Genomic DNA, 15866 nt, shown 5'->3' with positions numbered 1-15866 from the left:
TTAAAAGTCAAATTTAACCATTGCGCGGATACCATATTCGGATACCACTGGGTGATCCAGATAACTGAAACGTTTTACAACATCTACACGGAAAAGTTTAAAAATGTTTCCAATTCCTAAACTGCCTTCCATGTAAGGTTCCCTGTTCAGCGAGTAGGTTGTTTTAACGCCTTCGCTATTTACTGGAAACTGCAGCAATGATGCATCACGATTCGGGTTGTTCTCGTCTCTTAAACCACCATAGATGATTTTAAACGAAGCGATTTCCCGTAATTTCAATTTCTTCAGCAAAGGTACTTTATTAAAAAAGAAACCATTAAAATTATGATCAATATTAAGGCTCGCATACCGGTCACTCACAAACTCCATAAAGTTCATCAAATTGTACGACCTAAGCTGGAAAGCGTAGGTTTGGTTTGCACGGTGAATGGTGAGCAGCGGATACGGCAACTTACCGAATATGTAACCACCCTCAACAATAACATCGGAAAAGCCTAGTTGAGAAAGATAAAACCGCTTCTCTATACTTGCATTGATATTATGATAGCTGTAATCCCCTCCAAGTACGTCATCTAATCCGGCTGCATATCTCAGGTTGTAGATCGGATATTTGTCGATGATCGGTGTACGGTATAACTTTCCTTGATAAAACTTCTCATTAGGCGCATACCGAAGAGAGATACCGATTTCCGAAGTTGTAATATTGTCAATCAGATTCGGCTGGCCATCGAGGAAGTTCGTAAACGCCAATACTCCACCCGGGCGCTGCGTCCACTTTTTAAGTGTCACATTGTATGAAAAGTGGTTTTCATATTCTTTCATGTATTCCAGCCGGTAGAAATCATTATAAAGCAACACGTTGTTCTCTCCCCGTTTAAACGATAACAAAAAGTTATTCTCCTGCACAAATTGTAATTCCTGACCTGGAATTTTAGTATCCCTCTGGAAACTTGCTCGCAAATAATGTTGTGGGAAGGTGTAAACGGACTTATTGTTCAGGGAGTATGTCCCACTTAAGAAATATTTCCACTTTTCATCACGAAGACCATAGGCTGCATAAGTTTCGAAATAATAACGCTTGCTTAAAGCTGTAGTTGTTCGACCCCCAAGGCGTAGCCTTAGCCCTTCCACGTCATTGAAACTATAAAAGGTATTCACTGGACCTACTTCGAATGGTCCAAAGTCTTTGTAGCCTGCAAACAGTAAAGTTACCAGATCCATCGTTTTCTGGAATGACTTCATGTTGTTTAGGGTATCAATATTTTGGTATACTTTCAGGTTAGCTTCAGACAAAGTGTCGGCGCGGCTGGAAGCCCAGAACTCATCTGATTTCTTAGCCGCTTCAGGCGCAACAACAACTGCATCTCCTTGAAAAATCTGCTCGGGCTGTGGAGTGTTAATCTTATATTTTGTATACGCCACAGTACGCTCTCCTGTAAAACCTCCACCCTTGTTCTGATTTATCCCAAAGTCAACAACAAGATTACTCTTCCCAAGGTGATAGCGGTTGTCGGAGTTCTTCTCGAAATTCAACGTCGCTTCCAGTGCACGAACAAAGTTCAAATTGATGTTTTTGTTTACCGTCAGGTAAGCATTTTTAACTGCATACGTGCCATCAAGCGTAACATACATCTTACCTTCAAACAGGAAGTCCGTATTATTCCTTGGAATAAAAGACAACTCTACCAGATTAGGCTGTTGCGTTTTAATGGTATCGGTTATGAAGAACTTGTAAAAAGTTGGAGAGGCATCTGCAATGGGACTTAAAAACTGATTGCTCAATAAGGAAATGTTGTTTGCGTAGATGTCAATATCCGCGTACATGCGCTCGAAATATTGGCTTAGACCCTTGTTGTCAATCAAAGCATTATCAAAATTCACCTGCTTATTGGCGAGTACAATCGTCTTTTTCTTATCCGGATCGCGCTGCAGATAATGCTGCGACAGCTTCTCCTCCATATAGACTGGTAGAATATTCTTACCTCCTATTTTGGTCGAATCCTGCTCTTCAAATAAAAACTGATAATTTCTGAAGATCCGCTTTTTCTTGAACTTTTCAGACAGGTTACTAAGCGAGAACATCATTCGCTCGTATTGTTCAAATTCGATCGCCTTATAGCGCTCGCCCCGGTTAATTGCTTTATTGTCGATAACCTTGCGGATCAACTCCACTGCGGGGTTTTCTTTGTTACGATATCTTGGACGTTTGCCTGCAGTCACAACCACTTCATTCAGGTTGGTGGCTTCTGGCATTAGTTTAACAGAAATCTCCTGACTTTGTGCAGGCGTGATGGTTACGAATTCAGGCTTGTAGCCTACGTAGCTAAATTGTAGGGTATTGTGGGAGGCAGTGCTGCTGATAGTGAAACGTCCATCAGCATCTGTTCTGGTCATAATCGATGTTCCTTTAAATAGGACAGTAACATAAGGCAATGGGTCCTTATCTTTTGCATCAGTTACAATACCCTTGATTACCGTGGTTTGCGCTGAAACATTTATCGCTAAGAAAGATAGTAAGAACGTAAAGACGAAAATTAATCTAATATTTTTCATTTTATATGAATACAAATTTTTTCTGCATCAGGTAATTATAGGGAACACCTATCACACCTGATACAAGGATCTTTGGAAGAACATAATTACTGAGTTGAAAGTAATGCGTGACCAGATAAACCCCTGATGTTGTTAAAACCAGATTACCAAACCATACAATGAAGTATTTGATCGCCTGATTTTGAATTTTCCCCTGTTTAGAATCAAAAACCCAATTCCTTCCAATTAGAAAATTCGCAATTCCCCCTACTGTCGTTCCCGTACCACTCCCCAGTATGACACCAAAGTTAAGCACATGTTTACAGACTATTGTGGTAAGAAAGTCAAGAATTGAAGCGGATAAAGAAGATACCTGTGCTTTTACGAATGTTGCCACGACGATTTAGTTAAACCTGATGAAAATTTGCAATACAATATTGGCATAAATGCCAGCCAGTACATCATCAAACATCACGCCCCAACCACCTGGCAAAGCTTCCATTTTTCTAATAAATAATGGTTTCAGAATATCGAAGAACCGAAAGAGTATCAGCCCGATAAGGATATTTAAGGGTGTTGCAGGAACCCAAAGCAAGGTGATGCACATGCCGGCCACCTCATCGATAACAACCCGGTTATGATCTTTACCCCAAACTGGTTCTACCACACTGCCAGACCAGATCCCCAATGCGATAATCATCACCGTTGTCAAAAACGCTGGCAGAAAGCCTTCAAAGCCCAATGTGGATATACCATACCATACAATAGCGGTCACAACTGCAGCTGCAGTTCCGGCCCCTTTGCCGATATACCCAATACCTAGACTCGTTGCCGATAGTTTATGAAATAACATTTAATTAGTTTATAGCCATTGATGCTCTTTGTACCACTTCATGGTTTCTGCCAGACCTTCCGCTAAATTATACTGCGGTACATACCCAAGTTCCATCCGCGCTTTTTCCACATCACATATCCAGTTCACCGCTGTCAGCTCTGCCAGCTTTTCCTTGTTCAATGCCGGAGTGGCAGTACTTTTGGCATAAAGTGCATCCAGCAAGGAAGCCAGAAGCCGCACCAGGGTCAAGGGTATATGAAACTTAATTGTCTTTTTTGCAAGAAGTGATTTCGCATAATCTGCTAAGGCAAACCGGTCGTAAGCCTGACCATCTGAGATGTTATAGCTTTGCTGCGTTAACGGAGACTCAAGGGCCCTTAAAATTACAGCAGCCAGGTCTTTCACGTAAACAAAACTCAAACGCTGGTCAAAACGACCTATATATGGTTCGAGACCTTTATTTATACTGTTAAAGAGAATAAATATATCCTTCTCTCGTGGGCCATAAACCGCAGTGGGCCTAATCACCAATAGCGGCAAGCCGTCAATCTCCTGGAGGTAGCGCTCTGCCAGAAGTTTGCTGACCCCATAGCTGGTTACCGGTTTTGGAGACTGGTTTGCAGTAATGCGGCCGCTAATATCCTCCAGTGGACCAATAGCAGCAAGGCTGCTCACAAAAACAAACTTTTTAACCTGCGTACCCAGTGATGCTAAAGCCAGGTTCCTGCTGTATTCCGCATTAACTAAATTATAATCATCAAGGCTTTTTGCTTTGGTCGTACCCGAAGCATGAATAATGTAGTCGTAGCCATTTTCAAGGATATCCTTACGCATTGCCTCTACGTCTCCATAGTTCAGATGCGTATAGTTAACATCAAATGCTTTTAGATGATCTACGGAACTGGATCGTCTTACTGCTGCATAAACGTTGTAGCCGCAGGCAAGTGCCTGCTCAATCAAATGATAGCCAACAAATCCGCTTGCACCAGTAATTAATACCTTTTTTTGCATAGACCCTGTATAATGGTATTAATTCAAGATCAGCACTAAATGCTCACTTTTGCCATAGGCACTTCTACCTGTTTAAATGCATCGTAGAGTTTTGCAACAGCCTCTTCAATCTGCTCAAAGGTATGAGTAGCCATTAGCGAAAAACGAATTAATGAAGAGTCAGACGGTACCGCTGGAGAAACAACCGGGTTCACGAATATGCCGTTTTGGTGCAGAATATTGGTGATCTGGAAAGTCTTGTCATTGTCGCGGATATACACCGGAATAATCGGACTGTCGGTTGCACCAATATCAAAACCAGCGTCTAAAAGGAGCTTTTTAGCATAATTGGTATTATCCCAAAGTTTATCGATACGCTCTGGCTCAGACTCGATGATATCTAAAGCTGCAATAACACTGGCAACCGCAGAAGGCGGCATACTAGCGCTAAACATCAGTGAGCGCGCACGGTGTTTGATATATTCAACAGTTTCTTCAGAACCGGCAATGAAGCCACCTAAAGAAGCCAATGACTTACTGAAAGTACCCATGATCAGATCTACCTTATCTACAAGATTGAAGTGAGATGCGGTACCTGAACCATTAAATCCAATTACGCCAAGCGAGTGTGCATCATCCATCATGATGTTTGCACCAAACTCTTCAGCAATTTTAACGATCTCCGGAAGGTTTACAAGATCCCCTTCCATACTGAAGATACCGTCGGCTACGATCAGCTTTGCAGATTCTTCAGGTAGTCTGCTTAGCTTTTTACGAAGATCATCCATGTCGTTATGCGCATATTTGATCGATCGTGAGAAGGAAAGCCTGCTACCATCTATGATAGAAGCATGGTCATATTCATCCAGGATAAGATAATCGTTACGGTCAAGCAGACAGGAGATCACACCCAGGTTAACCTGAAAGCCAGTACTAAAAAGTACCGCCGCCTCTTTACCAACGTAATTTGCCAGTCTTCTTTCCAGCTCCAAATGGATGTCCAGCGTGCCGTTAAGAAATCTGGATCCAGCGCAACCCGTGCCGTATTTATCGATAGCTTGCTTTGCAGCTTCTTTAATCTTCGGGTGATTCGTTAATCCTAAATATGAATTAGACCCAAACATTAAAACTCTTTTGCCATCAATGATCACTTCGGTGTCCTGAGCTGATTCTATTGACCTAAAGTAAGGATATAAACCCCTTTCTTTAATTGCTGTCGCATCTTTGAATGACGCGATTCTATCTTGTAATTTTTTACGCATGCTTGAACCGTATAATACTGCAGTTGGAAAAATATATTTAATAGGCCCGTTAATCAAGATTAAACCCGTCCTGCTTGAAAGCTTCCACTAAATATATTAAAAATATGTTAAATTATGAGGTACAAAAGTAAGGCATTCTCCTACCATTTCGACGTATAATTAATAATTTTTTTGTCAAAAATAGGTTCCGCCTGACTGTAAGTTTTATAACTAAAAGAAAAATCCATTTATTGCTACCTTTATGGATTAATTATTAACATGAAAAAGAGATTATCTTCCGTACTTATACCCCTTATTGCTTTTCTCAGTTTTCTTTTGGGTTCATGCAAAAAAGATGCAAATTTTTCCCGTCCAATCTCGTTTGTTGCGGTGTATAATGCCACGACGAGTCCATTGACTTTTGGAATTGGTGGTGAAGACGAAAATAGCAGTGCCATTCCCGCCGGAGCAGCAAGTCCATACATCGGCGTTTACGAAGGCCAGTGGAACTATCTTGCAACCCTGGCAAGCGATCCACCGGTTACAGCAACAGCGAATGTAAACCTGGTGGGAAATGAGCATCAATCCATTTTTGTATTAAGGTCTGATTCATTAGAATTCTATACACTTAAAGATGATCTCAGCATCAGGAACCCGAACCGGGCATTGGTAAGGTTCATCAACCTCTCTCCAGATGCAGCTGCTTTAACGTTACAGTTAGTGCTGCTAAATACCAGCCCAACATTTGATAATGTAGCCTTCAAAACGCCTACCGCCTATCAGGAATTTGATGAGAAAACCACCTATACCGTGACGCTTAGGAATGGCCTTACTGGAACTGATGTGCTGCCCGAAACTGCCTATACTTTTGAAAGAGGAAAAATGTACACCATCTGGGCAAGTGGAAATCTAGCCGGTACTACACCCGCAGACAGACTTAAGTTGACCTTAACGGAAATGCGATAAGTCCTACCGCCTACCCTGCTTAAGAATAAAGGCGACCAGAATAATGGCGACTGCCAAACCCGAGATACCCGGGAAAAGAATAAATAGATAAAGCAACCCGCTTATGGCTATAACCACTAAAATAAACAGCAGCCCTTTAACGAAGGTCTCCATTTTAAAAGCTGCGATCAACGCAAATACGTAAAACGTAATGGCTAGTAGATTTATGAACATAATGCAAAGATGCTTTATCTATGTTAACTCAATGTTAAGTTTGATCTGAATTTTCATGACCAGGTTTAACAATAACCCTTAAAGACTGGTCTTTCGTCGTGTAAGATACGAACCAGTTGTATAGGGTTTTAACTTTATTTCTGAAATTGATCAAGGATACCAGGTGAACAAATAACCAAGCCATCCATGCAATGAACCCGTTGAAGTGGATCTTTGGCTTAGGCAGATCGGCAACAGCCTTAAATCGTCCAATGATCGCCATAGATCCTTTATCATAATATACAAAAGGTTTAAGCGCTTTTCCCTCTGCTACATTTTTCAAGTTCTTTCCAAGATTAACGCCTTGCTGAATAGCGACTTGAGCAACCTGGGGATGACCATTCGGAAATGCCGGGTCTGTGGTCTGAAGACAGGTATCACCTAAAGCATAGATGTTCTGTGTACCTTGAACCTTGTTATACGCATCAACAAGCATTCTTCTGCCACGTCCATAAGATTCTTTCTCAATACCATCAAATACGCTTGCGGTAACGCCTGCTGCCCAGATTAGCGTCTTGGCCTCAATGGTTTCTCCGGTACTGAATTCAACCACATCATTGTGGAAATCTTTAACCATGCAGTCGAGTTTAATGTTAACACCCATTTGCGTCAGGGTCTCATAAGTATATTTTTGAGATTTTTCGCTCATTGGTGCTAGAACCGACTTTAAGCCGTCAACCAGATAGATTTCGCCATTGCTACCGATGAGTTCCGGGTAATCTTTAGGGATAACCAATTTTTTCATCTCGGCGAACATTCCCGAGATCTCCACGCCGGTTGGTCCACCTCCGGCTACAACAATAGTTGTAAGCTTCTTTCTTATCGCTGGATCCGGTTCACGGGTCGCTTTCTCTAAACGCTCAAGCAAGGTGTTACGCATGTAGATGGCGTCCTGTACGGTCTTCATTGGAATAGAATTCTTTTTTACGTTCTCCATTCCGAAGTAATTCGTTTCGGTACCTGTTGCAAAAACCAAGATATCGTAGTGTAGCTCACCAGTATCAAGAACCAGCTTGTTCTCTGCCTGTACCACCCTGATCACGGTGCCCATCCTGAAATTGAAATTATTGCTCCCGCGAAATAACTTCCTGAAAGGATAACTGATGTTTGAAGTTTCCAGGTATCCCGTTGCCACCTGGTACAGCAGCGGCGGGAAGAAGTTATAGTTATTTTTGTCAACCAGGGTGATCACATAGGAATTATGCTTTGCCAACTCTTTAGCAAGATTCACCCCCGCAAATCCACCTCCAACAATAACTACCCGTTTTAACTCGGTATTAATCATAAGTATTCTATTTTAATATATCTTTATCCAAAATCGAACCATAAAGCCCCTCGCCCCCGCATCAGAATAGGGATGACGACTGCTGTAAATTCAACAGGATTTCCTTAGTCGATTCGAAACTGGTGTGCTGGAAAGCTTTGATGCCTAAATTTTCTGCAATTTTAACAAACATTATCCGGTCGTCAAAATAAACGCACTGCGCTGGCGAAGCTTGTGCAATGCCCATGGCCAGTTTAAAGATCGCCGGATCGGGTTTGCGCAACTTCACCTCACAGGACGAAATGAAGGCATCAAAACACTTGTGGAGCTGAAATTTCTCCACCCGGTAGTCGTTTAATTCCTTGCCTTCATTATTGATCGAGATGATTCTAAAGCCACAATCCTTCTTCCATTCTTTAAGCCAGGCCAGCATATCCGGAAGTTCAACAGACTGGGCATAAATGAATTCCTTAAAGTCCTGCCTAGGAAAATTTCGAGGCTTATGAAAGATCACCGTGTCCAGATAGTCGTCCAAAGTGATATGTCCAATCTCGTAAACGTTGAATATGAAATTATGCAAGGCATTAATTTCATCGTAGTCGAGACCGAACTTTTCGGCAGCTTTTGCCCTGGATTGATGGCCCCAGCCATTCGATAATAAGATACCACCAATGTCGAAAAATAATATTCGTAAATCTTGTTTATCCATAATATGATCGTTTGAATGGGAGCGCATTTTAGCTTTCTACCTATTTCTGCTGCCGCATATAAAACACAGATGTTTTGTAACAGTTTCGAAAATCTTATCAGATTACAATAATGGCGAAAACAGCCTTGCTACTTTCTCGGGAAATTGTTTCAAAATGCTGCGTTGCTGCCACGCTTCAAGATTAATCCGCTCGGCATCAAGCAGATCCTGATAGAACACTTTGCTAAGCTGCTTGCCGATCTGGGTATCATAAATGATGCTATTTACTTCGAAGTTCAGGTCGAAACTCCTATGGTCCATGTTCGCTGTTCCGATCACCGACAGCGAGCCATCAGCGACCAAGGTCTTTGCATGGACAAACCCTTTCTTATACAGGTAAATTTCTACTCCCGCACGCATTAGGTTTTCATAGTACGATCGTGCTGCGAGGTCTACCATCTTCGAGTCTGACTGGTCTGGCACCAGCAACCGCACCTTTATTCCACTAAGTGCAGCTACTGTCAGGGCATCCAGCAAAGTTTCACCGGGAATAAAGTATGGGGTGGTAATCAGAATTTCGCGTTCAGCTATACCGATCGCTTTAACCAGGGAGAACATAATGGTCGGATCATCAGAGTCGGGGCCACTTGCTGCAATCTGGACCAAAGCACCTGGTTTCTCCGGAACATCGCTGTTGAAGAAATCGCGGTCGGGGTCAAGCTCCTGATCAGAACAGAAGTTCCAGTCACATATAAAAAGATATTGCAGGTAATACACGCCTGGGCCGGTTATTTTAATATGGGTATCCCGCCAAAAGTGCTCTCTGGCGGCCCCTGGTTTATTGATATAGCGATCGCTGATGTTGATGCCGCCGGTGTAGCCAACGTTGCCATCTATAACAATGATCTTCCGGTGGTTCCGGTAATTTAGCCGGTTTGCCAGGGCAATAAAAAAGATGCGGTAAAAGGGATAAGCTTTCACGCCTGCTGCCAGAAGCTCCGGCACGATGGTCTTCCGGATTGATCGGCTACCAAAATCATCATAGATAAACCTGACCTCCACCCCTGCTTGGGCACGCTCAATCAGGACATCCTTTATGGCATTTCCGATCTCATCGTCTTCGAAAATATAATATTCGATGTGTATGTGGTTCTTTGCCGCCTTCAGCGCTGCAAGAACAGAAGCAAACTTTTCTTCACCATTCAACAGGATCTCCACCTGATTGTTGGTGCTCAAACTGCTCCAGTTGCTGTTCAACAATAAGGTAAAAAGCTTTTTATATTTCTTCAATTCTGGCCCCACTGTCTGCCAGCTTTCAGCGGAGGTTCGGAAAATGCGCGTTTTAACCGTACGCATCAAAGCTTCATCCTTAAATATTTTTTTACTATACAGCTTACGTTTGCGGTAATTTGTACCAATCACGAAGTAAACAATGATCCCTCCAATTGGCACGAAGATGGTCAGTAATAAGTAAGCTAACGTTTTGCTCGTAGATTCAGTTTCATAAATGATTCGGAGACAAACGGCGGCAATTCCAAGAACGTAAACAATCTCTGCAATTAACAACCAGTTTAGCATGTGTCGGCAATAATATTATGATTACTAATCAAAAGTGTATAAAATCTAAACAGCCGCAAATGCTGTTATTAAGCGTAAAATTCTACATACATTAACTTCAAAAAACGCAAAACAGTTTTCACATCTTATATTAGGCTATGAACCAATTTTATCAGAACTACAAAGGCATCATCTGGCTGCTCAGCGGCATCATAGCCGGAAGCATTGCAGGATTAATCTTCGGGAAGCAGGTGGAGATCCTAAAGCCTGTGGGCGATATATTCCTGAATCTGCTGTTCACTGCGGTAATACCACTGGTGTTTTTCGCGATTGCTTCTGCCATTGCAAGTTTGAGTACTTCGAACAGGCTTAACCGGATGATGGGTGTTATGGCGGCTGTTTTCCTGTCGACAATCATCATTTCCGCACTCCTTACCATTGTAGCCGTTAAAATCTTCCCCTTGCACGAAAACGTGCAACCCATACAATTAACAGAGTCGATTGAAGAGAAACCCTTCGGAGATCAAATTACGACCATGTTTACCACCAGCGAATTTTATGAGCTGCTATCACGGAAAAGTATGCTTGCCATGATCATCTTTTCGGTGCTCATCGGTTTTGCATGTTTGCAGGCCGGCGAAGCAGCAGCATCATTTAAGCGTTTGCTCCTGAGCGGCAATGAGGTATTTAAACAGGTGTTCATAATCATTATGAAGATCGCCCCGGTTGGATTGGGTGCCTATTTCGCCTATCAGGTGGGCGTATTCGGGCCTCAACTCTTCGGCACCTATGCCCGGTCACTGGGCGTATACTATGGCGTTGGTGCCTTTTATTTCGTTGTGTTCTTTAGCCTTTACGCGCTTGTAGCAGGCGGCGCAACTGGTCTCCGCGTATTCTGGAAAAACAACATCGTACCTTCCGCGACTGCTGTCGGTACCTGCAGCAGCATCGCTACCATACCTGCAAACCTCGAAGGTTGCAAGAACATGGGTGTGCCCGACTATATCGCTAATGTTACCATTCCTTTAGGGGCTACCTTACACAAGGACGGATCAAGCATCTCGTCGATCATAAAGATGGCGGTCGTGTTTGCGATGTTTGGGAAAAGCTTTAGCAGCGCTGACATCATTATTCTGGCACTTGGCATGACCATACTGGTCAGCATCGTTGAAGGCGGTATACCAAATGGCGGCTATGTAGGTGAACTTCTTTTCATTTCGGCCTATGGCTTTCCATCTGAGGCCTTGCCAGCGGCTATGATCATCGGAACACTCGTGGACCCCATGGCCACCTTACTAAATGCAACCGGCGACAATGTCTGTGCGATGTTGGTTGCCCGGTTTACTGAAGGCAGGAACTGGATGAAAGCCAGGATCTAAAAACCCAAAGGGCAGCTTCGGATCAACCGCACATCAGACCCACATGAACCGCACATGAACCGCACATCAGCCCCAGCCGTGTGTGTGTTTCATGTGCGGTTCATATGCGGTTGTACTGGTGTTTAGGTGCAAACGTCACGAGAGCTTGTACTTCGAAGCTCCAGGCATCATAAAAGCCGGCCGATTCTAAAATAGCCGGTTGCAGAACGACCCGAAAAGGCAAAAAAAAACAGTCCATATCTACGATATGAACTGTTTTCCAAATTTCTAATAAAGCCTTACAACTTCACAACATTCTTAGCCTCTGGGCCTTTCTTGCCTTCTGCGACTTCAAATTCAACCTGATCACCTTCGGTCAGGCCTCTTGAACCGCCAGCAATAGAGGTAGAGTGTACAAATATATCTTTGCCTGAATTCGCGTCAACGATGAATCCAAACCCCTTGCTTTCGTTAAAAAATTTAATTGTTCCTTGATTTTTCATAGTATTCTAATAGTTGTTGATTTAATTTGATTAAAGCTACATAGCCCAATCGTTTATTCAAAATAATTTATGAATTAACTTTAGGTGAATACTATTTGTTTTAAGAAAATTACAATTTAAAGCACTAAAGTTTGTTTTAGTCGTTCAAGTGCTTCGTCAGGCTCATCACAAAAACCAGGATGAACCTTGGAACATTGTACAACAGTACTCCTTGTCGCTGTAAGCCACCTGAATCTGGATGCTGCATCAAGTTGCCCGATCGGTCCAGCGTTTTTACCACCTGCGCAGATGCGGGCAAAGGCATCTAAGTTTAACCCGAGCTGTTCCAGATCGAGCTCTTTACACAGCGTTCCAATTTTCACCGCATCGATTACATAGCTGCATTTCAGAAACCTACGCTTTGAACAATACAAAATCACGCCTGCATTTATAAATTCTTCACGTTCTACCCTGGGTACAACACGAATAACTGCATACTCAAATAAGTTTTTGTCTTGCATCGTTTGCGGCATTTGTAAATACATCTGAACTGCTTATTCTTCGGAGCAGAAATTCCCGGTATACATTCCGCTGCTGCTCGGCCAAGTCCGGAGCACCATCCGTTTGTAACCACGCATCTGGAATAAGTGAAACGATCTGGTTGATCAGCCTCGGGTTTAACCGCTCGCGAAAATCTTTGTTAACCGCATCAAGTTCAGTAGCACGAGGTAACAGCACATGATCTTTCACCAGGAAAAAGGGTTTTATCGCCTGCTCTTCCCAGTTTTGCATGGAATGATGAAAATATAAGGATGCGCCATGATCAATCAACCAAAGCTCTTTATGCCACATCAGCATATTGGTATTTCTGGCAGTACGGTCCATATTGGTGAGCAAACAGTCGAGCCAGACGATTTCTGAAGCCAGGCGCTCATCTACTACAGTTACGAGCGGGTCGAATGTTATGGCACCAGAAAGATAATGCAGGGCGAGGTTTAAGCCAACACTGGCTTTAAGAAGATCCTGAATTTCCTCATCGGGTTCCGTTCTGCCGAAAGCCTCATCCAAATTGGCAAATACAAGCTCTGGAACACGAAAGCCGAGAGCACGGGCAAGTTCACCCCCAATCAATTCGGCAATTAAAGCTTTGATCCCCTGCCCCGCACCGCGGAACTTTAACACGTATAAAAACTCGTCGTTGGCTTCAGCCAGTGCTGGCATCGAGCCGCCTTCCCGAAGTGGCGTAACATACCGGATCACGTTTACGGTCCTTAGTTGATGTTCTTCATCAATCATATTTCAATTTTCTTAGCCTGCATTTATTATTATGTTTTTCAAAGCTAAATTTAAAATTGCATTTAAAAAGATTGGGCAGCTAAATTGGTTGTGGAATTGTCAAACTTTATCCGGGGAGAACTTTTGCAGTATAATTTTATCCCTATATAATGAAATTGACGAGAAGAATCAATATTTTTGCGGGATATAATAATATTTTTACCATTAAAAAGTAAAGACAGAAAAGGCATATTCAGGTGCAAAAGCCGGTAATTGCCAAGTCAACTAGTTAATCATAAATCAATAATGCAAAACCAGGAAAATAAAATTAAAGTTGCAATCTTAGGTGTTGGTAATTGCGCCAGCTCGCTTGTACAAGGTGTAGAATACTACTCAAAATTCACAGATAAAACTTCTGGCTTAATGGCCGATAATATTGGCGGCTATACAGCAGCTAACATCGAGTTTGTATGTGGTTTTGATGTTGATGAAAGAAAAATTGGTTTGCCAATCAAGGAAGCAATCTTCGCACAGCCGAATTGCACATTGGTGTTAAATGATGATATCCGTTGTGAAGCTTTAGTTTACCGCTCGCCGGTTCTTGATGGGGTGTCACCAATGATGGCTGCCTATCCTGAGGCAAATAGGTTTGTGATTAAAGAGGAACTAAAAAATACTGATCTCCTTACTATTGGTGTGGATTACAACAAAGACCTGGTTGCAAAACTTCGTCAGGAGATCGTAGATAAACTCATTGAAACCGAAACCGAGGTATTAATCAACTACCTTCCAGTTGGTTCACAACAGGGAACTGAATTTTTTGCAGAGATCTGTATTGAGTTGGGCATTTCACTTGTGAATTGTATCCCGGTATTTATTGCTTCTGACCCCGTTTGGGAACAGAAATTTATTGATGCAGGTATTCCAATTATTGGCGATGATATGCGTAGCCAGTTTGGTGCAAGCATCGTTTCGCAAATGCTTCAGGAGCTTGCATTTGAACGTGGGCACCACGTGAAAGCGCACATCCAAAGAAACGTTGGTGGAAATACAGACTTCCTTAACATGGAAGATAAAAACCGCTTGAAGTCTAAAAAGATCTCTAAAGAAAACGTAATTCGTGCACAAAACGATATAAGAGGAATTTCTACGCAGGACAGCTTCCTTCATGCAGGTCCTTCGGAATACATTGCCTACTATGGTGACAATAAAGTAGCAAACTTCCGTTTAGAACTTGAAGGCTTTATGGGCGCTCCAGTGATTTTTGATGCACAGCTATCTGTACAGGATTCTCCGAACTCCGCAGGTGTTGTAATCGACGCGATACGCTACGTTTATGTAGCTAGAGAACTAGGCCTGGTTGGTGCATTAAGAGGACCTTCTGCTTCTACGCAGAAAACTCCACCGGAGCAGATGATGTTCAGTGATGCCATCAACGAGTGTCATGCGCTTGCAAACAGACAGCTAACGGAATCTACCACCAAACAGTTGAGAAAAAAAGAACTGGTTTAAGCCATTCTTCATCAATAAAAAGAAGAGGCCGTATCATTGAAAGATGAACGGCTTCTTTTTTTTGTTGGTGCTGTTTAATTTGATTTTTAGACTTTTCCTAGCTATAGGATATTGAGGAATGCTTCGTGGATCTTTTTAGCTACTACACACGCAAAAACAGCCTTTCTAAGCTGCTTTTTTCCTTAAGTTTTGTGCTATCGCGAGTAAACCCCATTCGATCTCAACTTTTTCTTTACCCCGGAGCATAAAGCGGCGGAACCCGTGGTTCTGTTTGATATTTGCGAAGACTGGCTCAACATCAAAGCATCGTTTCTTTCGATGCCTTATTCCTTGCTCACTGTTAAGTCGCTCATGAGCCTGTTGTTTTTGTCTTTTTAGGTTCACATTGATCTCGATGACCCGGTTGATTTTAGATTTATGGCAAGCTCCAATCAAAGGGCAGCTACTACAGTTTTTCGCTTGATATTGCCTGTATGTCTGGATGAACCCGTTGCCAGTCTTACGACTTCTATCACCAATATATTCCATTTGCTGACCCATCGGACAGATATATACATCTTGCTGCTTGTTGTAAAAGAGTCTATCTACATGGAACGGATACTTGTTTTTATAAGTCTCATTTTGGCCTTTATCGAACGTATTGTACTTCACATAGGCCTCAACTTGCCTTCCTTCCAGTAAAGTGTAGTTTTCTTCTGACCCGTATCCTGCATCGGCTGTAAGGGTTTCAGGCGCTTTGCCGAAGCTACGCTCATGCTGCTCCAGATGCGCTTTTAAGGTTAGTGTATCTGTAGGGTTTGGATGGATCGTGTAGTTAACGATATACTGGTTTGAAGTTGATATTTGTACATTGTATCCTGGCTTTAGTTGACCATTTAACATGTGGTCCTCTTTCATACGCATGAAAGTAGCAT

15 protein-coding genes are annotated in these 15866 nt (G+C 42.6%); 3 read left to right on the top strand and 12 right to left on the bottom strand.

Annotation, left to right across the window (positions count from 1 at the left end):
• The 5 genes from AC5WJX_RS03210 to spt are packed head-to-tail and all read right to left on the bottom strand — an operon-like array spanning window position 1 to window position 5619.
• Window positions 1–2553 (bottom strand): DUF5686 and carboxypeptidase-like regulatory domain-containing protein, encoded by a 2553-nt coding sequence (locus AC5WJX_RS03210; protein WP_494483330.1) that lies wholly within the window; start codon window positions 2551–2553, stop codon window positions 1–3.
• A 1-nt stretch (window position 2554) separates the two neighbouring features.
• On the bottom strand, window positions 2555–2929 hold the full coding sequence (locus tag AC5WJX_RS03205; protein ID WP_440429155.1) for a GtrA family protein: 375 nt from the start codon (window positions 2927–2929) through the stop codon (window positions 2555–2557).
• Window positions 2930–2935: 6 nt separating this feature from the next.
• The gene (locus AC5WJX_RS03200; RefSeq protein WP_494483329.1) at window positions 2936–3385 is read right to left on the bottom strand and encodes a phosphatidylglycerophosphatase A family protein; all 450 of its coding nucleotides are present in this window, start codon (window positions 3383–3385) and stop codon (window positions 2936–2938) included.
• Window positions 3386–3394: 9 nt separating this feature from the next.
• The gene (locus AC5WJX_RS03195; protein WP_494483328.1) at window positions 3395–4378 is read right to left on the bottom strand and encodes an NAD-dependent epimerase/dehydratase family protein; all 984 of its coding nucleotides are present in this window, start codon (window positions 4376–4378) and stop codon (window positions 3395–3397) included.
• Between the two features lie 35 nt (window positions 4379–4413).
• Entirely contained in the window at window positions 4414–5619 is a 1206-nt protein-coding gene (gene spt / locus AC5WJX_RS03190) for a serine palmitoyltransferase (RefSeq protein WP_440429149.1), read from the bottom strand.
• A 258-nt stretch (window positions 5620–5877) separates the two neighbouring features.
• Here spt and AC5WJX_RS03185 point away from each other — a divergent pair, with 258 nt between their 5' ends.
• Window positions 5878–6564 (top strand): DUF4397 domain-containing protein, encoded by a 687-nt coding sequence (locus AC5WJX_RS03185; RefSeq protein ID WP_494483327.1) that lies wholly within the window; start codon window positions 5878–5880, stop codon window positions 6562–6564.
• A 247-nt stretch (window positions 6565–6811) separates the two neighbouring features.
• Here the strand turns inward: AC5WJX_RS03185 and AC5WJX_RS03180 are convergent, their stop codons facing one another.
• The 3 genes from AC5WJX_RS03180 to cls form a co-directional block, all read right to left on the bottom strand.
• Window positions 6812–8101: an NAD(P)/FAD-dependent oxidoreductase gene (locus tag AC5WJX_RS03180; protein ID WP_494483326.1), complete on the bottom strand. Its 1290-nt coding sequence runs from the start codon at window positions 8099–8101 to the stop codon at window positions 6812–6814.
• A gap of 61 nt (window positions 8102–8162) precedes the next feature.
• Complete coding sequence (locus tag AC5WJX_RS03175; protein WP_494483325.1) at window positions 8163–8789, bottom strand: HAD family hydrolase; 627 nt, start codon at window positions 8787–8789, stop codon at window positions 8163–8165.
• Between the two features lie 102 nt (window positions 8790–8891).
• The gene (cls, locus tag AC5WJX_RS03170; protein ID WP_494483324.1) at window positions 8892–10346 is read right to left on the bottom strand and encodes a cardiolipin synthase; all 1455 of its coding nucleotides are present in this window, start codon (window positions 10344–10346) and stop codon (window positions 8892–8894) included.
• 137 nt (window positions 10347–10483) lie between these two features.
• On the opposite strand from cls, the gene AC5WJX_RS03165 reads away from it, so the two are divergent.
• Window positions 10484–11704 carry a dicarboxylate/amino acid:cation symporter gene (locus AC5WJX_RS03165; RefSeq protein WP_494483323.1) on the top strand — a complete coding sequence of 407 codons (1221 nt, stop codon included), beginning with the start codon at window positions 10484–10486 and terminating at the stop codon, window positions 11702–11704.
• A 278-nt stretch (window positions 11705–11982) separates the two neighbouring features.
• On the opposite strand, the gene AC5WJX_RS03160 is transcribed toward AC5WJX_RS03165, so the two are convergent.
• The 3 genes from AC5WJX_RS03160 to AC5WJX_RS03150 all read right to left on the bottom strand — a co-directional run bounded on the left by AC5WJX_RS03160 (window position 11983) and on the right by AC5WJX_RS03150 (window position 13461).
• Window positions 11983–12186, bottom strand: a complete 204-nt coding sequence (locus AC5WJX_RS03160) for a cold-shock protein (RefSeq protein WP_440429137.1) — start codon at window positions 12184–12186, stop codon at window positions 11983–11985.
• A 116-nt stretch (window positions 12187–12302) separates the two neighbouring features.
• On the bottom strand, window positions 12303–12686 hold the full coding sequence (locus AC5WJX_RS03155; protein WP_494483322.1) for a DUF3037 domain-containing protein: 384 nt from the start codon (window positions 12684–12686) through the stop codon (window positions 12303–12305).
• Window positions 12664–13461: a HipA family kinase gene (locus tag AC5WJX_RS03150; protein ID WP_494483321.1), complete on the bottom strand. Its 798-nt coding sequence runs from the start codon at window positions 13459–13461 to the stop codon at window positions 12664–12666. Before AC5WJX_RS03150 ends, AC5WJX_RS03155 begins: the two co-directional genes overlap by 23 nt.
• A 285-nt stretch (window positions 13462–13746) precedes the next feature.
• On the opposite strand from AC5WJX_RS03150, the gene AC5WJX_RS03145 reads away from it, so the two are divergent.
• Window positions 13747–14952, top strand: a complete 1206-nt coding sequence (locus AC5WJX_RS03145; protein ID WP_494483320.1) for an inositol-3-phosphate synthase — start codon at window positions 13747–13749, stop codon at window positions 14950–14952.
• 165 nt (window positions 14953–15117) lie between these two features.
• On the opposite strand, the gene AC5WJX_RS03140 is transcribed toward AC5WJX_RS03145, so the two are convergent.
• Window positions 15118–15866: transposase (locus tag AC5WJX_RS03140; RefSeq protein ID WP_494483319.1), on the bottom strand; the 749-nt coding region annotated here is incomplete at its 5' end.

This window comes from Pedobacter sp. NEAU-ZC8, from assembly GCF_059278965.1.
Note: the sequence above shows the minus strand (reverse complement) of the source record. Positions and strands in the feature narration are given on the sequence as shown.

Bases quoted from the DNA above. Each gene is read 5' to 3' on its own strand.
- AC5WJX_RS03210 (WP_494483330.1), bottom strand. From the start codon at position 2,553: ATGAAAAATATTAGATTAATTTTCGTCTTTACGTTCTTACTATCTTTC.
- AC5WJX_RS03200 (WP_494483329.1), bottom strand. From the start codon at position 3,385: ATGTTATTTCATAAACTATCGGCAACGAGTCTAGGTATTGGGTATATC.
- AC5WJX_RS03195 (WP_494483328.1), bottom strand. From the start codon at position 4,378: ATGCAAAAAAAGGTATTAATTACTGGTGCAAGCGGATTTGTTGGCTAT.
- spt (WP_440429149.1), bottom strand. From the start codon at position 5,619: ATGCGTAAAAAATTACAAGATAGAATCGCGTCATTCAAAGATGCGACA.
- AC5WJX_RS03185 (WP_494483327.1), top strand. From the start codon at position 5,878: ATGAAAAAGAGATTATCTTCCGTACTTATACCCCTTATTGCTTTTCTC.
- AC5WJX_RS03180 (WP_494483326.1), bottom strand. From the start codon at position 8,101: ATGATTAATACCGAGTTAAAACGGGTAGTTATTGTTGGAGGTGGATTT.
- AC5WJX_RS03175 (WP_494483325.1), bottom strand. From the start codon at position 8,789: ATGGATAAACAAGATTTACGAATATTATTTTTCGACATTGGTGGTATC.
- cls (WP_494483324.1), bottom strand. From the start codon at position 10,346: ATGCTAAACTGGTTGTTAATTGCAGAGATTGTTTACGTTCTTGGAATT.
- AC5WJX_RS03165 (WP_494483323.1), top strand. From the start codon at position 10,484: ATGAACCAATTTTATCAGAACTACAAAGGCATCATCTGGCTGCTCAGC.
- AC5WJX_RS03160 (WP_440429137.1), bottom strand. From the start codon at position 12,186: ATGAAAAATCAAGGAACAATTAAATTTTTTAACGAAAGCAAGGGGTTT.
- AC5WJX_RS03155 (WP_494483322.1), bottom strand. From the start codon at position 12,686: ATGCAAGACAAAAACTTATTTGAGTATGCAGTTATTCGTGTTGTACCC.
- AC5WJX_RS03150 (WP_494483321.1), bottom strand. From the start codon at position 13,461: ATGATTGATGAAGAACATCAACTAAGGACCGTAAACGTGATCCGGTAT.
- AC5WJX_RS03145 (WP_494483320.1), top strand. From the start codon at position 13,747: ATGCAAAACCAGGAAAATAAAATTAAAGTTGCAATCTTAGGTGTTGGT.